At 66.1% G+C, this 23,064-nt stretch carries 18 protein-coding genes; 10 read left to right on the forward strand and 8 right to left on the reverse strand.

The window, feature by feature from the left end; genetic code table 11:
- Nucleotides 1-348 precede the first annotated feature (348 nt).
- The gene (locus tag ACZ60G_RS11910) at nt 349-1,866 is read left to right on the forward strand and encodes a flavin-containing monooxygenase (RefSeq protein WP_465809631.1); all 1,518 of its coding nucleotides are present in this window, start codon (nt 349-351) and stop codon (nt 1,864-1,866) included.
- 21 nt (nt 1,867-1,887) lie between these two features.
- Here ACZ60G_RS11910 and ACZ60G_RS11915 read toward each other — a convergent pair whose 3' ends face one another.
- Both ACZ60G_RS11915 and ACZ60G_RS11920 read right to left on the reverse strand, forming a co-directional pair.
- Nucleotides 1,888-2,850 carry an NADP-dependent oxidoreductase gene (locus ACZ60G_RS11915; RefSeq protein WP_465809633.1) on the reverse strand — a complete coding sequence of 321 codons (963 nt, stop codon included), beginning with the start codon at nt 2,848-2,850 and terminating at the stop codon, nt 1,888-1,890.
- 577 nt (nt 2,851-3,427) lie between these two features.
- Nucleotides 3,428-4,039: a TetR/AcrR family transcriptional regulator gene (locus ACZ60G_RS11920; protein ID WP_465809635.1), complete on the reverse strand. Its 612-nt coding sequence runs from the start codon at nt 4,037-4,039 to the stop codon at nt 3,428-3,430.
- Between the two features lie 49 nt (nt 4,040-4,088).
- On the opposite strand from ACZ60G_RS11920, the gene ACZ60G_RS11925 reads away from it, so the two are divergent.
- A complete protein-coding gene (locus ACZ60G_RS11925; RefSeq protein WP_465809873.1) occupies nt 4,089-7,355 on the forward strand; it encodes an acetyl-CoA carboxylase family protein in 3,267 nt (1,088 codons plus the stop codon).
- 21 nt (nt 7,356-7,376) lie between these two features.
- On the opposite strand, the gene ACZ60G_RS11930 is transcribed toward ACZ60G_RS11925, so the two are convergent.
- Entirely contained in the window at nt 7,377-8,543 is a 1,167-nt protein-coding gene (locus tag ACZ60G_RS11930) for a serine hydrolase domain-containing protein (RefSeq protein WP_465809637.1), read from the reverse strand.
- Between the two features lie 321 nt (nt 8,544-8,864).
- Between ACZ60G_RS11930 and ACZ60G_RS11935 the strand changes: the two genes are divergently transcribed.
- From ACZ60G_RS11935 to ACZ60G_RS11955, 5 genes are read left to right on the forward strand one after another with little or no spacing between them, the layout of a single operon-like run.
- Nucleotides 8,865-9,533: a DUF998 domain-containing protein gene (locus ACZ60G_RS11935; RefSeq protein WP_465809638.1), complete on the forward strand. Its 669-nt coding sequence runs from the start codon at nt 8,865-8,867 to the stop codon at nt 9,531-9,533.
- 51 nt (nt 9,534-9,584) lie between these two features.
- The gene (locus tag ACZ60G_RS11940) at nt 9,585-9,989 is read left to right on the forward strand and encodes a YciI family protein (RefSeq protein ID WP_465809875.1); all 405 of its coding nucleotides are present in this window, start codon (nt 9,585-9,587) and stop codon (nt 9,987-9,989) included.
- Nucleotides 9,990-9,998: 9 nt separating this feature from the next.
- Nucleotides 9,999-11,243 (forward strand): RNA polymerase sigma factor, encoded by a 1,245-nt coding sequence (locus tag ACZ60G_RS11945; protein ID WP_465809640.1) that lies wholly within the window; start codon nt 9,999-10,001, stop codon nt 11,241-11,243.
- A 10-nt stretch (nt 11,244-11,253) separates the two neighbouring features.
- Complete coding sequence (locus ACZ60G_RS11950; protein WP_465809642.1) at nt 11,254-11,619, forward strand: NYN domain-containing protein; 366 nt, start codon at nt 11,254-11,256, stop codon at nt 11,617-11,619.
- Nucleotides 11,620-11,674: 55 nt separating this feature from the next.
- Nucleotides 11,675-12,319: a pentapeptide repeat-containing protein gene (locus ACZ60G_RS11955; protein ID WP_465809644.1), complete on the forward strand. Its 645-nt coding sequence runs from the start codon at nt 11,675-11,677 to the stop codon at nt 12,317-12,319.
- Here ACZ60G_RS11955 and ACZ60G_RS11960 read toward each other — a convergent pair.
- Nucleotides 12,316-13,695 (reverse strand): bifunctional lysylphosphatidylglycerol flippase/synthetase MprF, encoded by a 1,380-nt coding sequence (locus ACZ60G_RS11960; protein ID WP_465809646.1) that lies wholly within the window; start codon nt 13,693-13,695, stop codon nt 12,316-12,318. The two genes, ACZ60G_RS11955 and ACZ60G_RS11960, sit on opposite strands and share 4 nt — an antisense overlap.
- 530 nt (nt 13,696-14,225) lie before the next feature.
- Between ACZ60G_RS11960 and ACZ60G_RS11965 the strand changes: the two genes are divergently transcribed.
- Nucleotides 14,226-15,086, forward strand: coding sequence for an SDR family oxidoreductase (locus ACZ60G_RS11965; RefSeq protein WP_465809648.1), 861 nt, complete (start codon nt 14,226-14,228; stop codon nt 15,084-15,086).
- A gap of 243 nt (nt 15,087-15,329) precedes the next feature.
- Nucleotides 15,330-15,479 (forward strand): winged helix-turn-helix transcriptional regulator, encoded by a 150-nt coding sequence (locus tag ACZ60G_RS11970; protein WP_465809650.1) that lies wholly within the window; start codon nt 15,330-15,332, stop codon nt 15,477-15,479.
- Nucleotides 15,480-15,484: 5 nt separating this feature from the next.
- Here the strand turns inward: ACZ60G_RS11970 and ACZ60G_RS11975 are convergent, their stop codons facing one another.
- Nucleotides 15,485-16,207, reverse strand: coding sequence for a CAP domain-containing protein (locus tag ACZ60G_RS11975; RefSeq protein WP_465809651.1), 723 nt, complete (start codon nt 16,205-16,207; stop codon nt 15,485-15,487).
- Between the two features lie 123 nt (nt 16,208-16,330).
- Here ACZ60G_RS11975 and ACZ60G_RS11980 point away from each other — a divergent pair, with 123 nt between their 5' ends.
- Nucleotides 16,331-17,671, forward strand: a complete 1,341-nt coding sequence (locus tag ACZ60G_RS11980; protein ID WP_465809653.1) for a serine/threonine-protein kinase — start codon at nt 16,331-16,333, stop codon at nt 17,669-17,671.
- 366 nt (nt 17,672-18,037) lie between these two features.
- Here ACZ60G_RS11980 and ACZ60G_RS11985 read toward each other — a convergent pair whose 3' ends face one another.
- The 3 genes from ACZ60G_RS11985 to ACZ60G_RS11995 are packed head-to-tail and all read right to left on the reverse strand — an operon-like array spanning nt 18,038 to nt 23,064.
- The gene (locus ACZ60G_RS11985; protein WP_465809655.1) at nt 18,038-20,494 is read right to left on the reverse strand and encodes an ATP-binding cassette domain-containing protein; all 2,457 of its coding nucleotides are present in this window, start codon (nt 20,492-20,494) and stop codon (nt 18,038-18,040) included.
- 14 nt (nt 20,495-20,508) lie between these two features.
- On the reverse strand, nt 20,509-21,597 hold the full coding sequence (locus tag ACZ60G_RS11990) for a hypothetical protein (RefSeq protein ID WP_465809657.1): 1,089 nt from the start codon (nt 21,595-21,597) through the stop codon (nt 20,509-20,511).
- A 9-nt stretch (nt 21,598-21,606) separates the two neighbouring features.
- Nucleotides 21,607-23,064: a protein phosphatase 2C domain-containing protein gene (locus ACZ60G_RS11995; RefSeq protein ID WP_465809658.1), complete on the reverse strand. Its 1,458-nt coding sequence runs from the start codon at nt 23,062-23,064 to the stop codon at nt 21,607-21,609.

Below are 23,064 nucleotides of genomic sequence, written 5' to 3' on the forward strand. Positions count from 1 at the left end.
CTGACTCCGGCCGACCGCCGGAGTCGGCTATCCATTGTGGTCGGCGGAGTTGGCGAGGTCGACGCCGGGGCGATCAGCAAGCAATCCATGGCCGCGAATGCATGGCGTGCAGTTGCGCGCTGTGTGCACTGCTGCAACGCCCGCAACCCGCGCTACGCCGCAATCGCCAGGCAAGCGACACTTGGACGGTTGATCACTATGTAACCGTGGCGGCAAACGTCGAGAGAGGCCCGCCGCAAGCGCATTCTCGAAAGCGGACGGCTAGACGTTACTGGAGATAACAGGTAATATTGGGGGGCGGTCGGGCAAGGGTGCTCGGGTGAGAGCAGAACGAAACGGATTACCTCAATGACGCGGCATGTCGACGTACTGATCATCGGCGCGGGCCTGTCCGGCATCGGGATGGCGTGCCATCTCACCCGCGAGCAGACCGGACGCAGCTATACGATCCTGGAACGCCGTACCGCAATCGGCGGGACCTGGGATCTGTTCCGGTACCCGGGCATCCGCTCCGACTCCGACATGTTGTCCTTCGGCTTCGGCTTCCGTCCGTGGATCGGCACCAAGGTGCTCGCCGACGGGCCGCACATCCGCCGATACATCGAGGACACCGCCGCGGAATACGGCGTCACCGAGCACATTCGGTTCGGGCGCAAGATGACCAAGGCCAGCTGGTCGAGCGAAGCCGAGCTGTGGACCGTCGAGGCACTCGACGAGCAGACCGGCGAGACCGAGATCTACACCAGCAACTTCCTCGTCGGCTGCACCGGCTACTACGACTACGACAACGGATACCGCCCGCAGTTTCCGGGCGAGGCGGACTTCCGCGGGCAGATCGTGCACCCGCAACACTGGCCGGAAGGTTTGGACTACCGCGGTAAGCGCGTCGTGGTGATCGGCAGCGGTGCGACCGCGATCACGCTGGTTCCGGCGATGGCCGACGACACCGCGCACATCACCATGCTGCAGCGCTCGCCCACCTACATCACCGCACTGCCCGCCGATGACCCGGTCGCGGTCGGCATGAAGTACGCGCGGGTGCCGGAGAAGCTCGCCTATCGTGCCGGGCGGGCACGCAATATCGCGTTGCAGCGGGCCAGCTTCCAGCTCTCGCGCACCAATCCCGAGTTGTCGAAGAAGCTGCTCCTCGCCGCGGTGCGGATGCAACTCGGCAAGCAGATCGATATGCGGCACTTCACGCCGTCGTACAACCCGTGGGACCAGCGGCTGTGCGTCGTCCCGAACGGCGACCTGTTCAAGGTCCTGCGCAGCGGTAAGGCATCGATCGTCACCGAGCACATCGACCGCTTCACCGAAACCGGCATTCGGCTCGCATCCGGGGAAGAACTCCCCGCCGATATGGTCATCAGCGCAACCGGTCTCACCGTGCAGATCCTCGGCGGCGCGGCACTCGATGTGGACGGCGAGCCGGTGTCGACCCGTGAGCACGTGGTCTACAAGGGCACCCTGCTCGACGGCATCCCCAACGCGATGCTGGTCCTCGGCTACACGAACGCATCGTGGACGCTGAAGGCGGATCTGGCCGCCGAATACTTCTGCCGTCTCCTCAACCACATGCAGGCCAACGGCTACACCAAGGTCGTCGCGATCGCCGAGGACGCCGACCGCTCCGATCAGTCACTGATGGGCGGCGCCCTGACCTCCGGCTACATCCAACGCGGCGACGGCGTCATGCCCCGCCAGGGCTCCCGCGGCCCCTGGCAGGTCATCAACAACTACTTCCGCGACCGCGCGCTACTACGCAAGGCGCCGTTGGAGGACGGGGTACTCACCTTCGACGGTGCTGCAGGCGCCGCCCGGCCCGGCCGCAAACCGAGAGGCCAGGCGCGCAAGCGGATCGCCTAGCCGCGGCAGCCGAGGGGCCGGTCAGGGGATCAGCACGAGCTTGCCGGGTGCGTGTCCGGCGATGCCGACCTCATGGGCGTTCGCGGCCTCGGCGAGCGGGAAGGTGGTATCGACGATGACGCGCAACGCGCCGGACCCGGCGCGCTCGACGAGCTCACCGCGCGCGGCGCCGCGGACTTCGGTGCCCGCGTCCTGCCCCGGCCCGTAGCCGAGCAGCTTGATACCGGCTTCTGCGCGTCGTGGCGACCCGGCGATCGAGGCGATCCGGGTGCGGTCGGCCACCAGCTCCAGCGAGACGTCGAGGGCCTCGTCGGTACCGGCGAAATCGACTGCGGCGGTGATGCCCTGCGGCGCGGCGGCGCGCACCCGGTCGGCGAGTCCGGGGCCGTAGACGACGGGTATGGCGCCGAGCTCGCGCAACAGTGCGTGGTTGCGCTCGGCGGCCGTGGCGATCACCGTCGCGCCCTGAGTGGTGGCCAGCTGCACGCCCATCAGGCCGACCCCGCCGGACCCGCCGTGGACGAGTACCGTGTCGCCGGCACCCACGCCGGCGGCGTGCAGCGCGTGGACAGCGGTGGTGCCGGTCAGCATCAGCGACCCTGCCTGGGCCCACCCGATCTCGGCGGGCTTGGTGAAGATCGAGGTGGCCGGGGCCGTGACGTAGTCGGCGTAGGCGGCCGTCACGGGGTACACGATGACCTCGTCCCCGACCTGCACACCGGTCACATCCGCACCTACCTCGGTGATGACGCCCGCGCACTCCAGACCGATCGAGGGCATCGAGGCGGCGACCCCGGCGGCGTCCTTGTGGTCGTCGTCCACGGCATGGAAAGCCCCGCTGTAGAGCTTCCAGTCGATCGGGTTGACCCCCGCGGCTCGGACCTCGACGACCACGCCGTCGGCGGCCGCGCACGGAGTAGGCACCTCGGTCACGGCGAGCACATCGGGTGTGCCGTAGGCGGTCGGACGCACGATTCTGGGCATGACTGGGCTCCTGTCCTGGTGGGGTGGCAGTCGACACTGCCCGGTGAGGGGTGGCGCGACTGATCGGTTGTCTCGTCGAGAGCGGCACATCCGCTGCCGAGAACTCCTGAGGATCAGTATTGATCCACCAAGACATGATTTCCAGTGCAATATTGGTAATGCATACTTGCGTCACACGCAAGAGTGGGCACGGTTACGGCGGCTTACAAAACAGAGTTTGCAAGGACTCTTTGCGCACTATCGACACGACCAGGCATTGACTCGAATCCAGCCATCGAGCGGTGGGACCGCCGTTCTCGCTGTACTCCGAACCGAACTCGGGCGCGGGGCTCGGACCGCCGGCCGTGGCGGACGCCGGTGTGCAGGCCCGAGAGCCGACCTGCGCCAGTGAGTTGACAGCGGCTACGCCAGATCCGTTGGATTTCAGTGATTACTACCGGGACCCTATTACCGTTGAACCTGGTGGCGCGAGTCGATCCATATGGGTCAGGTTGAGCTCCAGCGCGTTTCGGCAACGATGCCTGCAGGGGCTGTGGATCCAGCTGGCGGCGACGGGGCACATCCGGATCCGGGTGAATCAGGTTGGGGACAAGAGGGTTTCGGCAACCGTCTGCATGTGGGCCAGGTAGGTGGCGCGGGCGCGTGGGGTGGCGTCTGCGCGGGTGAGGGTGCCGCGGGTCAGGGCGTAGCCGATGGTTTCGGCGATGATTCGCGGCGGGACGGTGGGGGAGATGCGGCCTGCGGTGTGGAGGCGTTCGAGGTAGCGGGTGAAGCGGCGGATGGGGCGTTCGGCGATTTCCTGGGCGAGGACGGCGACTCGGTCGTCGACGGCACCGCGTTCATCGATGAGGCGCAGCATGGGTCCGGCTGTGCGGACCGCGGCGGCGAAGGCATCGATGGTGGCGGCCAGCATCGCTCGGGGATCGTCGGTATCGATATCGGGTTCCTGGGCATCGAGGAAATCGTCGCGGACCCGGGCCGCGAGGGCGAGGAAGATTTCGTCCTTGGAAGCGAAGTAGACATACATCGTCGCGCGGGAAACGCCTGCGGCGGTGGTGATATCGGCGACGGTGGTCCTGTCGTAGCCGCGCTCGGCGAAGACGTGTGCGGCGGCATCGAGCAACGCGCGATGGCGGTCGGTATCGGATCGTTCCCGCGCCGCACGCACCGACCAGCCTGCCTGTGTCATGGAATCATCGTCTTTGACATTGACGTCAATGTCAAAGCAGACTGTCGACATGCATGTGGTGGTGGCGAACAGGGGTGAGGTTGCGGTCCGGGTGATCCGGACGGCACGCGAGCGGAATTACTCCACCCTTGCGCTCTATACCAGTGCAGAGGCGACGGCCCTGCCGGTGCGTTTGGCTGATGACGCGGTCCAGTTGCCGGGCATCGGTGCCGCCGCATATCTCGACATCGCCGCTGTAGTCGCCGCGGCCAAGGGGGCAGATGCCGATGCATTGGTGCATCCCGGCTACGGATTCCTCAGTGAGAGTGCCGATTTCGCGGCAGCATGCGCGGCCGCCGGTCTGGTATTCGTCGGGCCTTCACCCGAGGTGCTGCGCACTTTCGGCAATAAGCTCTCGGCACGCGACGCCGCACGACAGGTCGGTGTCGCGGTCCTGCCCGCAACGTCCGTCGGCGTGGACCTGGCGGAAATTTCCGCTTTCTTCGCCGACCACCCGAACGGTGTGATGCTGAAGGCCACAGCCGGTGGCGGCGGACGTGGCATGCGTGCGGTCTATACCGCGCACACACTCGCCGAATCACTCGAGCGCTGCCGAGCCGAAGCTCGCGCCGGTTTCGGCGATGACACCGTGTACGCCGAAGCGCTGGCCGACGACGCGCGCCATATCGAGGTCCAGGTCATCGCGGACGGACACCGAGCCATCACCCTCGGCGACCGCGACTGCAGCATCCAACGCCGCCACCAGAAACTCGTCGAAATCGCCCCGGCCCCGAATCTGCCTGCCGCCCTTCGAGAACGACTCCACCGCGATGCCGTCCGCATCGCCGAATCGGTCTCCTGCCGCGGCGTGATCACCGTCGAATTCCTGGTCACCGCGACCGACGCCTGGTTCCTCGAGGTCAACCCGCGCCTCCAGGTCGAACACACCGTCACCGAGGCGGTAACCGGTGTGGACCTGGTGGCAGTCCAACTCGATCTCGCCCGCGGCGCTACCCTGCACGACCTCGCTCTCGGCGACCTCGTGCCGGACACGACGGGTCGTGATGTTCGAGCGAATGGCTTTGTGCGGGGGTTCGCGGTGCAGGCGCGCGTCAATGCCGAGATGGTCACGGCGGGTGGGGAGGTTCTGCCGAGCACCGGTGTGCTGACGGAATTCGCTGCCCCGACCGGGGTGGGCGTTCGGGTGGATACCGCGGCGTGCACGGGCATGCGGCAGGGGGCGCAGTTCGATTCGTTGCTGGCGAAGGTTGTCGCGCAGGGGCCGACGTATTCGGCTGCGGTGCGTCGGTGTTCGGATGCGTTGGCGGAAACCGTGATTGCCGGTGTCGATACCAACACGAGTTTGCTGCGAGCGGTGTTGGATCAGCTCGCCGATGGGACCAGTGTTTCCACTTCGTGGTTCGAGGACAGTATCGGCGAACTTGTCGGTCGAGCAGGCGATTACGCGTCAACTACGGCCCGGCGCGCGGTCGACTCAGAAGGTCCGGCGCATCAGCTCGCCGAGCATCGAAACCCGGCGGCAGCCGCAGCCGATCTCCAGGTAGCCCTCGAAGACGATGAGCAGGTCATGCGATCGCCGATGGGCGGTGCCGTCGTGAGCTTGGCGGAGCCGGGCAGCATTGTTCCGGCCGGTGCGGAAGTCGTCGTGCTCGAGGCAATGAAGATGCAGCACGTGCTGCGGGCCGAGCAGCCGCTGCGGGTATCGCGCCACCTGGTGAGACCGGGCGCGACGGTCGATCCGCATGCATTGCTGTTGACTTGGGTCGCGACCGATCATGACGGTCCGGCCGCCGACAAAGAGGCGATCGACCTGGATACCGTGCGTGCCGATCTGGCTGAAGTGCGCGAGCGGCATCGAATCGGACTCGATGCGGGCCGTCCGGCCGCCGTCGCGAAAAGGCATAAGCTGGGCCGCCGTACCGCCCGGGAGAACATCGCCGACCTCGTCGACGACGACAGCTTCCTCGAATACGGCGCGCTTGCCGTCGCCGCACAGCGACTACGCCGCAGCCCTGAGGATCTGATCGCCAACACACCCGCGGACGGGCTGATCGGCGGCATCGCCACCATCAACGCCGACCGATTCGGCGCGGAAGTCGCTCGCGCACTGGTCATGTCCTACGACTACACCGTGCTGGCCGGCACCCAGGGCATGCGCAATCACACCAAAACCGATCGCATGCTCGAACTCGCACGCGAACAGCGCATGCCCGTGGTGTTCTTCACCGAGGGCGGCGGCGGACGACCGGGGGACACCGACTACGCGGGAATCTCCGGCCTCGACGTGACCACCTTCCGTGCGATGGGTGCACTGTCGGGTCGAGTTCCGCTGGTAGGCATCGTGTCCGGACGCTGCTTCGCGGGAAATGCGGCGCTGCTCGGCATGTGCGATGTGGTCATCGCGACCCCGGATGCCAATATCGGCATGGGCGGTCCAGCGATGATCGAGGGCGGCGGACTCGGCGTGTACGCACCCGAAGACATCGGCCCCATCGATGTCCAGCGCCGCAACGGTGTCGTGCACATCGTTGCCGCCGACGAGGCCGACGCGGTCGCCGCGGCCCGTCGTTATCTCTCGTATTTCCAAGGGCCACTGCAGGATTGGACCGCACCGGATCCGCGCGTCGCCCGCCACGTGGTGCCCGAGAATCGGCTGCGCGCTTTCGATATCCGCGAAGTCATCGCCGCTGTAGCCGACGTCGGCTCGGTCCTGGAACTGCGCCGGGACTGGGGCGTCGGTGTGGTCACCGCTCTCATTCGCGTCGAAGGCCGCCCCTTCGGTCTCATCGCCAACGACTGCCACCACCTCGGCGGTGCGATCGATGCCCCCGCCGCCGATAAGCTCAGCGCATTCCTGCAACTCTGCAACGCGCACGGCCTGCCGATCGTATCGCTCTGCGACACACCGGGTTTCATGGTCGGTCCGGAGGCAGAGAAGGAAGCGACTGTCACCAAGTTCAGCAAGCTGTTCATCGACTCCGCCGCGCTCACCGTTCCCCTGGGCACCGTCATCATCCGCAAGGGCTACGGTCTCGGCGCACAGGCAATGGCCGCGGGCTCCTTCCGTGCCCCTCGCTTCGTAATCGCCTGGCCCACCGGCGAAATCGGCGGCATGGGCCTGGAGGGTGCGGTCCGGCTCGGCTTCGCCAAGGAACTCGCGGCCATCGAAGACCCCGACAAGCGCCAGGAAGCCTTCGACAACCTCGTCCAGCTCGCCTACGCAAACGGCAAGGCCCTGACCGCCGCCACCGTCCTGGAACTCGACGACGTCATCGACCCGGCCGACACCCGGCGTTGGATCCGCACCCTGCGCTGAACCGCACGGCCGGTGCGCCGCTTAGGCGATGGCGTTGGTTACCGCATCGACCAGGTTGCGGGCACGCAGGTCAGGAGCGCCTTCGATGATGTAGTTGGTGACGTAGGCGAAGGCGATGCCGGTGTCCGGATCGGCGAAGGCGAGGGAGCCGCCACGGCCCGGATGCCCGAAGGACTCAGGGCCTCCCAGTGCGAAACCTTCGGTGGGGAGCATGTATCCGGAGGCGTAGCGGTCGGGCAACATCATGACGCGGTCGATGCCGGCGGCTTGTTCGAGGGTTGCGGCGGCGAGAGTTTCGGGGGTCAGCAGGCGGGCGCCGTCGACCTCGCCGATGGTTGCCGCGTAGAGCCGGGCGAGGCCGCGCGCGGTGCCGATGCCGTTACTCGACGGGATCTCGGCGGCATGCACCGCTGGGTCGTTGAAATCGATATCGGCCGGATCGGTGACCTGGAATGCGCGGTTGACCAACGCCTCCGGATCACGCATCGCGAGGACCATCGGCCGGAATTCCTCCGGCACGAATTCGTCCGGAACCGTTGTCAAATCGATCTTGGGTGCGAACACAAGTCGGCTGACGCGATGCCGTTCGGAGTCGGGCAAACCGATGAAGAAGTCGACACCGAACGGTTCGGCGATGTCCTCGGCCAGGATCCGCCCGACGGTGCGCCCGGTCGCGCGCTGGATGACCTCACCGACGAGCCAGGCGAAGGTCCGCCCGTGGTATCCGTGCGCGGTGCCGGGCGGCCAGTTCGGGGTCTGCGCGGCGAGCGCCTCCACCATCGGCCCCCAGACGAGTGCATCCGCCAGGGGTACCGGCTTATCCAGCGCAGCCAGCCCCGCCTGATGGGTCAGCAACCAGCGCACCGGGATATCGCTCTTACCCGCCGCGGCGAATTCCGGCCAGTACTGCGCGACCGGCGCGTCCAGGTCGAGCTCGCCACACTGGGCGAGCAGATGCGCGACGGTCGCGGTGACGCCCTTGGTCGCCGAGTAGACCAGCTGCAGCGTGTCGCGCTCCCACGGCCGCTCACCCTCCGGATCGGCGAGCCCACCCCACAAATCCACCACCGGACGGCCATCCCGATACACCGCGACCGCCGCTCCGACATCCCCCTGCTCGGCGAAATTCGCCGCGAATACCTCCCGCACCGCCTCGAACCCGGACACGACAACTCCATCGATCACCATGTCCCCCAGCATGTCACGCGTCGCGCCGCCTACGGTGGCCGTAGACCTACCGCGGCAGCTCGGATGATGGATGATCGTCAACTTTTGCGGCGCGCAGAACGCCAAAGGCGGGGCGGCCATCGATGCACGGCGTCCAGACGCCATCGACCGCTGTCGCTGAGCGATGTCGCCAGATCAGCTGCTCGATGTCAGCCTCCACCGCAGCGGGGTCTCACCAGCATCGGGCCCGAATCATGCGATCAGTCGCGCACAGCATGTCCGCCGGCGCATGATCGCTTCGACGTCCCCTGATGAATCACGCTATAAGTCAGGGAGACCTCGATGTCATACAAAGAAAGCGCCTGGAGCCGGGCACTACTTGCCTGCGGCATAGTGGTCGGACCGCTATTCGTGCTGGCCGTGTTGCTGCAGGCGGGCACACGCGCCGGATTCGATCTCGGCCGCCATCCGATCAGTCTGTTGGGACTCGGTCCGCTCGGCTGGATCCAGATCGTGAACTTCGTCGTCGCGGGTGCACTGTTCCTCGCGTGTGCGGCCGGAATGCGGCATGAGCTGCGAAATACCTTGGGCGGCACCGTGATTCCGCTCGCCGTGGCGGCACTCGGGATCGGTTCGATCATTGCCGGAGTTTTCGTCACCGATCCGGGCGCGGGCTTTCCGCCGGGCGCACCCGATGGTGCTCCGGAACGGGTCAGCTGGCACGGCGTGCTGCACGAGGTGGGGTTCGGGGTGGCGCAGCTCGGGTGGCTCGTATTCGTCATCGCGATGATGCGCGGGTCGAAGCGGGGGCGCGGCCGGCCATGGGCCATCCCGTTGATCGCCGTACTCATGCTGGTCGCGTGGCCGTCGCTGGACGGATTCAGTGTGCGCCTGCTGCTCGCCACGGCCGTCGAATTCGGCGCGGTGGCCGTGCTGGCGGCCCAACTGCTGCGGTCGGAAGTTTTTTCGGCGGACATGTCCGAGAATGGTCAGCGGCTGCGACGTATCTGACGAGCGGCGCCACCAGGACGCCGCCGGAGCGGAGGAGTTGTCGTGAAATACATGATCCTGAGCTACGGCTCGCAGCAGGACTACGACGGCATGGTCGGCAAGGGCAGCGGCAAACCCGCATGGAGTGCCGAGGATTTCGCGGCCATGGCTGAGTTCATGGGCAACCTCAACAAGAAGTTGGAGGAGTCCGGGGAGCTGGTCGAGACGCGCGGTCTGGTCGAACCGGTGCACACCCGCCGCATCACCACCAAGAACGGTGCACCGTTCGTGACCGACGGTCCCTACGCCGAAACGCAGGAGGTGCTCGCCGGATATTGGATCGTCGAATGCGAGAGCTTCGACCGCGCCACCGAAATCGCGGCCGAGCTCAGCAAATGCCCGGCCCCGCCGCATATCGCCGATAGGGCCTACGCCGATGTCCGGCCCATCGCGGAGTCCGCCCCGGAATTCGGCTGAGCCCTTCCGATGTCGGATACCGAGGTCGAGGACCTGCTGCGCGCCTGCGCGCCGCAGGTCCTCGCCGCGCTCGTTCGGCGCTACGGTCATTTCGACACCGCGGAGGACGCGGTGCAGGAGGCATTGCTCGCCGCCGCGACTCAGTGGCCCGAAGCCGGCATTCCGGACAACCCGCGCGCCTGGCTGATCACGGTGGCCTCGCGGCGCCTGACCGACCTGCTCCGAAACGAACAGGCCCGCCGCAGGCGCGAGGACACCGTGGCCCGCTGGGCACTGCCCGAGGACTGGCTCACCCCGCCCGCCGACCGCGACCCGACCGACTCCGACGACACCCTCGTCCTGCTGTTCCTGTGCTGCCACCCGTCGCTCTCGCCCACCGCGCAGGTGGCACTCACGCTGCGCGCGGTCGGCGGCTTGACCACCACCGAAATAGCCCGCACCTTCCTGGTGTCCGAGGCGACCATGACCAAACGCATCGCCCGGGCCAAGAAGACGATCAAGGACAGCGGTACCGGCTTCGCCCCACCCGCCGTCGCCCACCGCGACGCGCGCCTGGCCGCCGTGCTGCACGTGCTGTATCTGATCTTCACCGAGGGCTATGCCAGCACCTCGGGACCGAGCCTGCACCGCGTCGAACTGTCCGCCGAGGCCATCCGCCTGACCCGTCTGCTGCACCGCCTGCTGCCCGACGATGCCGAAGTCACCGGCCTGCTCGCACTGATGCTGCTCACCGATGCCCGCCGCCCCGCCCGCACCGGACCCACCGGCGAACTCATTCCGATGGAAGACCAGAACCGCGCACTCTGGCACACCGAAGCCATCACCGAAGGCATCGCGCTGATCACCGAGGCGCTCCCCAACGGCGTACCCGGTCCGTATCAGCTGCAAGCCGCCATCGCGGCGCTGCACGATGAGGCGCCGACCTACCAGGCCACCGATTGGCCGCAGATCATGCTGCTCTATGAACGACTGCTGGCACTGGTCGACAATCCGATCATCGCCCTCAACCACGCCGTAGCCGTAGCCATGGCTCGCGGACCACTGGCCGGTTTGCAGCTCGTCGACGATCTGGTCGACGGCGGCAAGCTGGCGGGGGATCACCGCCTGGCAGCGGTCCGTGCCCATCTGTTGGAATCAATGGGGGACCGCGCCGGTGCCCGCGAGGCATATCTGCTTGCCGCACAAGAGACGATGAGCCTTCCGCAACAGCGCTACCTGCACACCCGCGCCGCCCGCCTCAGCACCGATGGGTAGAAAGGAAGCGATGCTGATCGTCGTCGATGCCGCCAACGTCGTGGGCTCGCGTCCCGATGGCTGGTGGCGCGATCGTGCGGGTGCGGCTCGGCGACTGCTCATGGGGTTGAGCACGCTGGACCTCCCACGACGCGCCGAAGTGGTCGTCGTACTGGAGGGTGCGGCGAAGGCCGCGGGATCGGAGAAATTCGAAGGCGTGCGCGTGGTGCTGGCGGACGGTTCGGGAGACGATGCGATCGTCGATGTGGTGGCCGCGGCCACCGAGGAGGACAGGATCACCGTCGTAACGGCCGATCGTGGACTCCGCGAGCGAATCGAGGCCCTCGGCGCCGAATCGGTGGGCCCGCGCTGGCTGCTGGACCGCATCGACTCCTGACCTGTCGGATCCGACTGGTAGACAAGGAGAACCGTCGCCGAACCGGAGGTCAACCGTGCCCAACGAACTCGAGGATCTGCCCTACGCGCGCTATCTCACGCCGCTGGAGAGCGATCTCGAATCCGAGGGTGACTACGACTGTGTGCACATCACCGGCGACGACCTCGATGACATCGAGGCAGGCAATTCCAGGTTCTCCGAGACAGTCTTCACCTCGCTCGCGATCAACCGCGGCAGCCTGCGGTTCTCCCGCTTCACCGATGTCTGGCAGCGCAACGTGCGCTGGGTCGGCACAGACCTGTCCGATACCTCCTGGCAGGACGTCGAATTGATCGCCGGTGCACTGTCGGGTGTCGATGCGGGCGGTGCCAACTTGCGCCGAGTGCGCTTCGAGGGCTGCAAATTCGACTCCGTGAACTTTCGCAAGGCCAAACTGCGCGAGGTGCAATTCGTCGATTGCGTGCTGCGCCACACCGACTTCGGTGATGCCGAGCTGACCAAGGTCACCTTCCCCGGCACCACCGTGGAAGGCCTGCTGATCAACCGTGCCCGACTGCAGCAGGTCGACCTGCGCGGTGCGGTGCACCTCGATGTCGCCGAGGGCCTCGATGCCTTGCGCGGGGCAACCATCACCCCGATTCAACTGATCGATCTGGCACCCGAATTCGCCAAGGCGATCGGCATTACCGTCCGCGACTAATACTGCTTGCGGTGCGGCACGAACTCCAAGGTGAGCAGGGCCGCGGCGGCCAGCAGCACCTCGCGCCAGCGGATCAGCACGAACCGCTGATCCGACATCGCTTGGAATTTGCGCAGGAATCGGTACAGCGATTCCAACCGGATCAACGGATCGCCCAGGTGCACGAGCGCATAGATCAGCTTCCCGGTCCGCGACCGCTCCTTCTCGGCGAACAGTTCCGGGAAAGGGGCGAATGCCAGCGAGATCCGTTCGATCCCCTGGGTACGGGCGTGGTCGACGAGATCGATGATCATCCGCTCGTCCAGCCCGTTCGGGGCATCTTTGCGCCGCCACGGCACATCCAGGCTCAGCTCGCGGCCCCGCCCGGAGACGCAGTAGCGCTGGAAGCCCGCCACGCGCCCGTCCTCATCGCGGGCCAGCACCAGCAGCATGCCCGGATTCCGCCCGTCCAACAGATGGTCGAGGATCATCGAGAAGCCACGATTCTGCCGACCGGTACGCCACTCGTCGACGATATCCAGCAGTTCGGCCCGCAACGGTTCGGTCAGATCGGTCTCGCTGATGACCTCGGTGGTCACCCCGAAATTCCGGGTGCGGCTAACGCCCTGGCGCAGATTGCGGAAGGAGCGCCCGACCATGGCGAATGTCCCGACATCGATGATCACATCGCGGCCGACCGGAATCGCCCGCAACCCCCGATGCTCGATCGCCCGATGCCGCCACATCTCGGCCAGATCCGGACTGGCACCGAGCACTGCGACCCGCCAGCCGTGATTCGCCGCGAATTCGGAGAAGTCCGTGAGCAGTGCCGGGAAGCCGGCGCGATCGCCGATCGGATCACCGGCGACCACCGCGACCCCGAAGCGGGCTCGATAGCCGATCGCCGCGGTCGAATTCGTGTTGAAGTAGTAGGACTTCGACGAATGCAGCGCGAAGGCAGCGAGGGGATCGCGGTGGGATCGGCCGACGAGTTCGGCGACCCGGTACAACTGCTCGGGCTGGGGTCGACTCGATTGCGGCAGCATCAGGATGAATCCGGTCGCGGCCAGGAAGACGAATCCGAAGCCCGGATGCGAGGCGCGATAGGCGGCATTGGCCGCCGCAAGCACGAAAACCGCGATGGTGAAATGCGGCAGGGTGATCGGGCGGCGCAGATGCAAGCCGCGGACCACGAAGAGTCCGGCGATCGACACGGCGACGAACCAGCCGTGGTTCTGTCCGGGGGCGGCGCGACCGGCCTCGTAGACCAGCGCGACACTCATCAGCAGCAGGGCTATGGAGATCACCGGGCGGACGGCCGGTGTGGTGGTGATCGAGGCATCGCGATAGCCGGCGAGCGTGGAATTCCGTGCCGTCGTTTCGCGTCCCTCAGCCACGTCTGCCCCCCACTAGGCCGGTGGGTCCGAACAGGTTCCCCATGTGGTCCTCCCGATAATCCTGTACACGCAACAATATTGGGAACATGGGATGAGTGCTCGAACATTCCTGGCGCACCAAGATCATTGGAGTCCGCGAGTGTTCGCCTGGCAACCATGCCATGCTGAGGCTGGTGCGTCGGTATCGATCGGATCGGGGCGAGCGCGCCGCTGGCCACTCCAATCGAGTATGGCACCACAGTGCACACGGACAAGGGCCTTTTCGTGGCCATATTCCCGACCGTCGGCCCTGGTATCGATGCGATGACATCATCCTCACTGCTGGTATATCGCCTCGATTCCGGTCTGTGTGAACGGCGGCGATGCAACGGCGGGTCCGAGATGAGCACAATTCGTGGTCGACAGCTATCGTTCAGCGAGCCGTGTATCAATCGCATCTCGGTATCTGTCGACCGGTGACCGAATATTGCGTCCGAGATGGATATCAGGTCTATAGACAACAGTGTTCGTAATTGTCTATCGTTTGGTTCATGACGAAGTTCCACGGTAAGAGCTGCCTGATCACCGGAGCGGCGAGTGGATTGGGGCGCGCTACGGCGCTGGCGGTTGTTGCCAAAGGCGCATCGGTCATCCTGACCGATATCGATGATGCCGGACTGCAGAACACCGCCGATGAAGTGCGCGCGCGTGGTGGCGTCGTGCACCTGGCCGCGCCCGCCGACGTCAGCGATTACGACGCCGTGGTGGCGCTGGCCGCGAAGGCGCACGCCGAGGTGGACAGTGTCGATATCGTGATGAACGTGGCAGGCATTGCCACCTGGGGGACCGTCGATCGGCTCACGCACACGCAGTGGCGGCGCACCATCGATATCGATCTGATGGGCCCGATCCATGTGATCGAGGAGTTCGTGCCGCGCATGATCGAGGCCGGGCGAGGTGGACATCTGGTCAATGTGGCCTCGGCCGCGGGGCTCTTCGGGCTTCCCTGGCATGCGCCCTACAGTGCGGGAAAGTTCGGATTGCGTGGCGTTTCGGAGGTGCTGCGCTTCGATCTGCGGCAGCACCGGATCGGTGTCAGCCTGGTCTGCCCCGGCGCGATGGCGACACCGATGGTGGACAGCGTCGATATCGCGGGCGTCGATCGGCAGGGCGCGGCGGTGCAGCAGGCGGTTTCGCTGTTCATGCGGCATGCGGTAACCCCGGAGCAGGCGGCCCGATCAATCGTGCGCGGGGTCGAGCGCAATAAGTACATGGTCTTCACCTCCCCGGATATCCGGGTCGGCTATCTCGCGCAGCGCTACTTCCCGCCGTCCTACAACCTCGCGATGCGCGGGCTGAACTGGGCGATGAGCCGCTATATCGACAAGGCATCCGCGGCGACCGAGGTGTAACCGACCACGTCTCCGCCGAACCGCTGCCCGCCGCGGGGAATAGTTGGACCATGATCACCATGCGCTGGTGTTGGCGGTCTCGGTCGATGCCGCCACCGGCGCATTGGTGATCCCTTGACCAAATGTGTTGGGGGCAGCGCTATTTGAAAGCTGCGGCGTCGCGTGCGGTCCAGGCGGTGAAGGTGCGGGGTGGGCGGCCGAGGAGTCGCTCGACATCGGGGCTTACTTGTTGCTCGGCGGCCGATGGGGAGCCGGGTACCGGCCCGGGTGGAGTACGAGATCACCGACCTCGGACGCAGCCTGGCACCGCTGTTCGCGTCGCTCGCCGAATGGTCGGTCAACCTGGACCAGGTCGAACAGGCACGGCTGGGCTACGACGCGAAGCAGCGGTAGGGCGATCACTTGCACGACGCGAAGTGCTGGACGTACAGACCTGCCTGGTCGGGGGCTGTGCCGGGTTGGGCCAGGCCATAGACCGCGCCTGGGCCGAGCAACGTCGAGTCTTTGTCGAGGATGTTGGCTCGGTGGGTGTCGGAGTGCATCCAGGCGTCCACGATGGCGCGGGCGGTGGATCGGTTGCCGGTGCCCCAGGCGGTGTTCTCCGCCCAGTGCGCCAAAGTCTTACCGGGGGCGCAGGGTTGGGCGGCGGCGATGCGCTTGCCGATCTGCACCGTCGCCTCCTGATTGTCGTCGGCGGTGGTGCGTGGGGTCTCGGGGTGGATGTGCCATTTCACCGTTTCCTGCTTGGTGCTGCCGACCCACCAGTTGAGGCGGTCGGCTTCGGTGCCGTACTTTTCCGCCGAGTCGACGAGAAGCATGTTCCATTCGAGGGCGGGGATGCCGCGTTGGCTGCGTTCGGCATTGGTCAGGCACAGGACCGCCTTTTCGATCTCGTGGCGGTAGGCGAGGTCGGGGAACAGATCCCGCAGGCGGCTGCGTGAGCCGGAGTTGCCGGATGGCGCCTTGTCCGGCGGGATTACCGGGTCATCGGCGTGCGCGCAGTCGGGAGCCGCTGCGGCCGTTGACAGTTCGGTGAGGGGGAGTACTGCGATCGTCAGGCCCGCGATGGCGGTCAGTAAGGCTGCGGCGGGGCGGCGGATCGGGTGTTTCGATGGGCTCATGCCCATGAGATTCGCGGCGGCGACCAATGAAACACCAACGAGGAACCAATGTGGTCGGACAATACCCTCGAACAGTGCTAAACTCCGAAAACTACGACAGCTCAGCGTAATCGGCGAGGGAGAATGCTGAGACCATTGTTGCCGGATGATCCGACGGCTATCGGTACGTTCGTGTTACACGGCCGCCTCGGCGAGGGTGGAATGGGTGTCGTATTCCAGGGATTCGGCCCGGACGGCAGTGTGGTCGCGATAAAGATGCCGCATACCCAATTGGCGCGGGATCCCGAGTTCCGGGCCAGATTTCGGCAGGAGGTCACCGCGGCCCAGCGAGTGCACGGACGGCGCATCGCGGAGGTGGTGGACGCCGATATCGAAGCGGAGCGGCCGTGGCTGGCGAATTCCTACGTATCCGGGGAATCGATGGCAGAGGCCATTCGGGAACGCGGCGCTATGTCATCGGCACAGCTCTACGATTTCGCGAGTGGGCTGGCCGAAGCACTCGAGTGCATACACGGCGCGGATGTCATTCATCGGGATTTGAAGCCGGACAACATCATTCTCACGTGGGATGGCCCACGGGTCATCGATTTCGGTATCGCCCGGATTGTCGATGCCACCCGCCTCACCGAACCGGGACGCATCATCGGGACACTGGCGTGGATGCCGCCGGAAATGCTCGGCAACCAGGAGGTAGGTCCGCCTGCGGATATCTTCGCCTGGGGCGCACTGGTCGCCTTCGCGGCGACCGGTCGGCCACCGTTCCACGCCGATACCCAGGCGGCGGTGATAGCGCGGATCATTCGGGACGATCCGGATCTCACCGAGGTGCCCGGCCGGTATCGGCGCATGGTTCTCGCTGGAATGACCAAGGATCCCGATGCTCGGCCGACGGCCCGTGAATTGGTGAATTTCCTTATGGCACAAGCCAAGGACGAGCGGAGCAGCCGACGCAGACAAACGGTTGCGGAACCGGCCGACGAGGGCACCGCACCGAACGAGGAGGCGGACGCGATCACAGCCGTCAATGAAGTCGCCTCGCTCGAGCTGGACAACATGCCCGAATCGGACAAGGTCACCGAACTGGCGGAGGCCGAGGAAAAACGGACGATGTCCATACCGCCTCGGCGCAACCATTCGACCTCGTCTCCGCGCAATATCATGGCAACCCCACCTGATCGGCCTGCCATCACTCACCTGCCGCCGGGTCCGCCGGTCCCCAAGCGCGATTCAGCTCTCCGAATAATGATCGGAGTGACCACAATTCTCTTGTCGCTCCTGGGGTTCGGCATCGCGCTCGGTCCGATCGCGATCGTGCGCGGACACCGACAACGCTTTCATGCTCGCCGTGCATTCGTCGCACCGCCCGCATCGGCCGCACGCCTGATCTGGCTCGGCTGGATTTCTCTAGCGATATCCGTAGTGGTAGTCGTGATCGGATCCGTACTGTCCGCAATGCCTCGATGATCCGCCGCGTGCGTATCAGTTCGGCGATTCGATCTCCGAATTGAAAGTGATACTCGTCAACTCTCCGGACATCTATCGCTCGCAGCGATTTGCCACGAAGAATTTACAGACCGCAGACATGCGACCGGAGCCGGATCGCACATTCGCGACATCAGGAAAGATCTGGGTGCCACCGACTTTCGCGGATGCTTACCAGTAGGTCACCGGCAATTCCGCTCCTCCTGCGTACCGAATCCAGGGGTGCGATTCCGCTCAGCCACACGGTTTCTCTGGTGCGCAACTTGAATCCGGCACCATTGGTCGTGCAGTACCGCAGCGAATTCGGTTCGAAGGTGACCCGTTGATTCGTGATGTCATACCCAGCTCCTATTTCAGGGCCATCAGCTGCCGCCGCAGCACCCGAATGGTCGACGCGGTGGCGATGATCGCGATCACGACGAGCACCGCCGCGGCCGTCGCGACGTGATGCAGATCGTGGGTCCAGATCAGATCGGCGAACGGCTTCTGCTGTCCCGCTGGAGGATCCGCCCCATCGGTGAGTCCGACATCGGCACCGATCCCAGCCGCCGCCCACCGCGACGGCGCGGCATAGGCGAACGTCCGCAGTACCGCACCGGGCGTACCTTCGAACGGGGGTGCGAGCCCGGTCATCACCACCTGCAACGCCAGCACGCCCATCAGCACGAAAACCGCCTGGCGCAATGATTTCGAACATGCCGACACCAGCAGTCCGAGCGCCATCGCAGCCAGCGGCAGTGTAATCGCGAACAGCAGCAGTCCGTAGGGTTCCGGCAGCACCGGTTTCGTGGGCCCGGACTTGATACCGAGATATCCGATGGTCGATGCGACACCCAGCAGCACCGCGAGCGGTGTGCAGGTGATCGCACGCGCCAACACCACCGATGCCGCCGAAATACCCCAGCGCGCCTCGCGTTCGATGACCACGCGATCGTCGACGATGGCGGCGAATGATTGCGCCATCGAGAAGAAGGTGAGACAGACGATCAAGGCGATCATGACCGAACTGATCGCACGCGGATCACCGCCGAGCCCTTCGTCGGAAGCGGCGGCACCGAGCATGGTGGTCAAGCCGATGCCCGCCGCCGAACCCAGTGCGAGCGTGCGGATTCCATTGCGCTGGCGGGCCCATTCCCGGCCGATCAGGCGTGGCAGATGCCGGTGCAGGGAACCGCGCGTCGGCGCGGGCACCGCGTGCTCGGCCGGTTGCGGGGTCGAGGGTGCGGCAGGCTGCCCGGCCTGCCGGTCGGCGCGCAGCCGGTCCATTACCTCTGCGTAGCTGTCGACACCGAAGGCGCGCAGCAAGTCGCGGGGTGGCCCGAAGAATCCGAGTCGCCCGCGACCGGTCACCGCGAGCACCTTGTCGGCGCAGTCGACGTTGACCATCGAATGGGTGACGACAATGACCGCGCAACCGGTTTCGGCGACCACTCGCAACCGCTGCATCATGGCGCGGTCCAAGCCCTCGTCCAAGCCGGAGGTCGGCTCGTCCAGGACCAGCAACTGCGGATCGCTCAGCAATTCCATGGCGGTCGAGACGCGCTTGCGCTGACCGCCCGACAGCGTGTCGATCCGCTTGCCGACCTCCCCCGCAAGTTCCATCTCGGCGATCACGGTGTCGACCCGGGTCGCCCGCTCGGTTCGGGTGGTATCGCTGGCCGTTCGCAGACCCGCAACCCACAGCAGTGCGTCGCGCACCGCGAGGTCGCCGAACATCGCGGGCTGTTGCGGCACAAAGGAAACCAGATGACTGGCCTGCATGCGCGAGGCGACCAGGTCGACTTGCCCAAGCCGCAACGAGCCCGCTGCCAGCGCGACCTCCCCGAGCAGCCCCGCGCACATGGTGGACTTCCCGGCCCCGGACGGTCCGATCACGGCAAGAACCTCACCGCGTCCGAGTTCGAAGGTCAGATCACGCAGAGTGGGTTCGGTGCGACCCCGATACCGCAGGCTCACCGCGTCGAAGCGCAGCAGCGGCTCCCGCGCGATCACGGCGGCAGGCACCAGTGTCAGTTGCGCCGGGCCCGATACTTCGAAGACATGGTGCGCCAACATGAATTGCTCGCCCACCCGCAGCCGAGCGTGCAGTACGGGCTTGCCGTCGACGAACGGACGCGCATTGGTGGCGAGTCCGCGCAGCTCCACAGCGCGCCCGGTCCAGCGCACTGTCGCATGCCGATGCGCCAGATCCAGTCCGGGCAGGGCGATTTCCGCGTCACCGCCCTCGCGGCCGATCGCGAGGACCCGGTCGCTCGGCACCGACCAGGATCCCGCGCGTCCCGAGGATGGCGGGACGGGTTGTCGTGGGGGAGTCCGATCGACAATCGGCGGTGATTGCGGCGGCGCATCGATGATCGTCCGGTCGGCGCCATCGACGACGCGCGCCCGCCGAGGAGGCATCTGGGGTGGCGTGCGTTTCGGTTGTGGCGGGTCGGATGGCCGCGGTTCCTGCGCGGCCCCACCCACAACGGTCGGCGGCGTGACATTCCCATTGCCGTCCGCATTCGCCACTACGATGCGAATTATTCGACCGCGCACGATGATCCGCAGTTCGTGCACCCCCGCACCTTCGATCGCCGTCCAGTTCCGTGGGCCGATCGGCACATCATCGAGGATCGCCTCGATCGTCGGATCCACGGCGCGGATCGCCCATCCGTTGACATGTCGGAACCGAAGCCACTGGCCTGCCGGGCCGTCGTCGCTGACCGAAATGTCGGCGCCGGATCCGGAGCCCAGGGAATGGGTACGCCCAGCGATCCGGTGGCGGATCGCACCGGTGGTGAGCAGGAGTGCGGGTTCGGACATCGGTTCGTTCCTGATCAGGCGAGCGCGATAACGACGGTGAGCAGCACGATGAACAGCGCGATCCACGCGACGACCACAATGGGTGAAATACCGTGAGACGGTGCACTACTCGTCGGCGCCGGCACGGCGAACCCGGCGAAGTGCGCGGCGCGAGTGTGCTCGTTCCAGGGTTCGCGCAGCGCGAAGTCGGTCCGCCGGTACACCCGACCGTCCGGCCGCACCACCGACTGCCAGGCCAGCGCAAGCGCCCGCAGGTCGGAGGAGGTCAGATCCGGGTGCGGGGTGGTCAGCAGCCGGTCGACCTTCTGGAAATCCCCGCTGGGCAGCAACTGGGCGTACTGCCGATAGTCGAGCTGATTCGCGGCCAGATCCTCGGCGAGGCAACGAATCATCAGCAGCGCGAATTTGAACAGATCGGTGGTCGCGGTGAACTGCTGCACCGGATACGGCGGCCGCCACGGCAGCGGATCCAGGCGCGGGGTCGCGCCGCGGCCGCCGATGAGGAAGGAATCGCAGTCCAGGAAGTAGTTGTGCGCCGAGACGATGCCGTCGACCGGGCGTGCGTCGGTGGTCAGAATGTTGTTGGGCTGTAGATCCCCGACCACGATGTCGTTGTCGTGCAGGAACTGCAGATCCACCAGCAACTGCCCGAGCCGTGCGATCTTGTGCGGGAAGTCGAAATAGGTGTGCCGGCGCTTCTGCGCATCCGACACCCGCACCGCGACCCGGGTGAAGGCGCGCGGCTGCGGCCCGCTGTGCGATTCGAAGAAGAATTCGCGCGGTGCCAGCGGCATGAGAATGCCTACCACCGTTCGGTCTTCGACGACCACGGCATGCGGCCACGCACACAGCTCCAGCATCCGCTTCCGGTCGTCCTGATCCAGCCGGTGCGGCCAGCCGACCAACTCGCGCAGCACCTCCGGCCGCAACTGGCGCACCGTATCCCGGTCATAGCGCTTGAAGGCGACCGATACCTCATCCGGTGTCGTACACCGCCATACCTGCGCGGAACCGCCCTCACCCAAGGGGAAGTCGCCCACGATGCGCAGTTCGTCCACGCGGTACTCGGTACGACCGGCTGCCGACCACCCCGGCATTGTCATTGCCCCCACCTACCGTCTTTCCCGGGCGGGCCCGCGCCCGCGTGTCGGCCAGGCCGCGACGATGGTGCGGTCATCGTGCAGGCCGGGCAGGTCGAAGCCGACGAGCTGACCGAAAACATGCTCGGCGGGCCGCGGCCCGGCGATCTGCGGCAGCAGTGTGGCGAATTGTTCGGGCACCAGCCGGATCGCATCCGCCATACCGTCACTGGCCAGCACCACCATCAGATTCGACGGCACGAACGTGAATCCGGCGATCACGCGATCGGCATCGCGTGGCAGCGACGGCGTGACATTGCTGATCATCCCGCGCTTGGTCGCGTGCTGGGTAAGCCATTTGGTGGCACCGGAATTCAGATCCACCAGCAGCAGATCGCAATCGCCGACGGTCGCCCAGGCGAGCGGATAGCCATCCGCCGATACCGGGCCGAGTGCGGCGAAGGCCAAGGTGCAGGCGGGGATCGAGGTGCGCTTGCTATCGCCTGCGCCGTGCGGGCTGCGGTAATCGAGTTCGGCGGCCAGTCCGTCGACCGATCCCGCGTCGAGTTGGGCGGCGACCTTCGCGGTGATCTCGGCGGCGAGCGGCTCCCAGGTGGACGGATAGCCGATGCGATCGAGCGAACTCGCGTACAGGTGCAGCAGCGTCAGGCAGGTGCGGGTCGCACGCTGGGCGGCGGCATGGGAATTGGCGGCCGAACCGAGCCCGTCGGCGACCGCGAGGTAGACCCAGCCGCGATCCGGATCACCGCCGATGGCGTAGGCGTCCTCGCGGGTGTTGCCGTCCTTCGCGTGCGAAAGTCCCACCTGCGTCGCGGCATACACGTCGTAGCGGCCGCTGCGGCCGCGATCGACCGTGAGTCCGCTCACGCCGGAGGTGGTCAGTGCGGGCAGTTCCACCGGGCGGGCGGACTGGGTGTGCTCGGCGTCATCTCTTCGCGCGGTCTCCTCGTGTTCGGGTGCCCGGACGTCAGCTCCAGGTCGCACCAGCAGGACCGCGGCTCCGGACGCCGTCGCGGCGAGGAAACAAATGAGAGTCGCTGGTAGCAACCACCATCCGGACCGCTCGTGCGCGGGCGCGACGATCGAAACCTCCAGCAGATCACCCGCATCACCGGAGGGCCGGATGTCGACATCGTTACCGCCGACATCCCGGTGCGTCCCCGGCGACAGCTTGAACCCCGGCGGAAAAATGATGGGCGTACCCGAAATCAGCGCACAGGTGTCACCCTGCCTATTGACAAGTCTTGCGCGGATCGGCGAATTCGATACGCCGACAGCACTTTCCGGCTCGCTCGACGGCGGTGGGCACCCGGAGACGCTCTTGGCGACCCGTCGGGCAACCGCGTCCGTCGTCCAGCTGTCGGCCCCGCTGTCACCCAGCCACTGCACAATGATCGACACCAATGCGCCCAGCAGTGCGATCCCGGCCACCAGCAGAATGGGTCGGCGGCGAAACGTATCCAGCGTCAT

The organism is Nocardia sp. NPDC102475, from assembly GCF_055584605.1.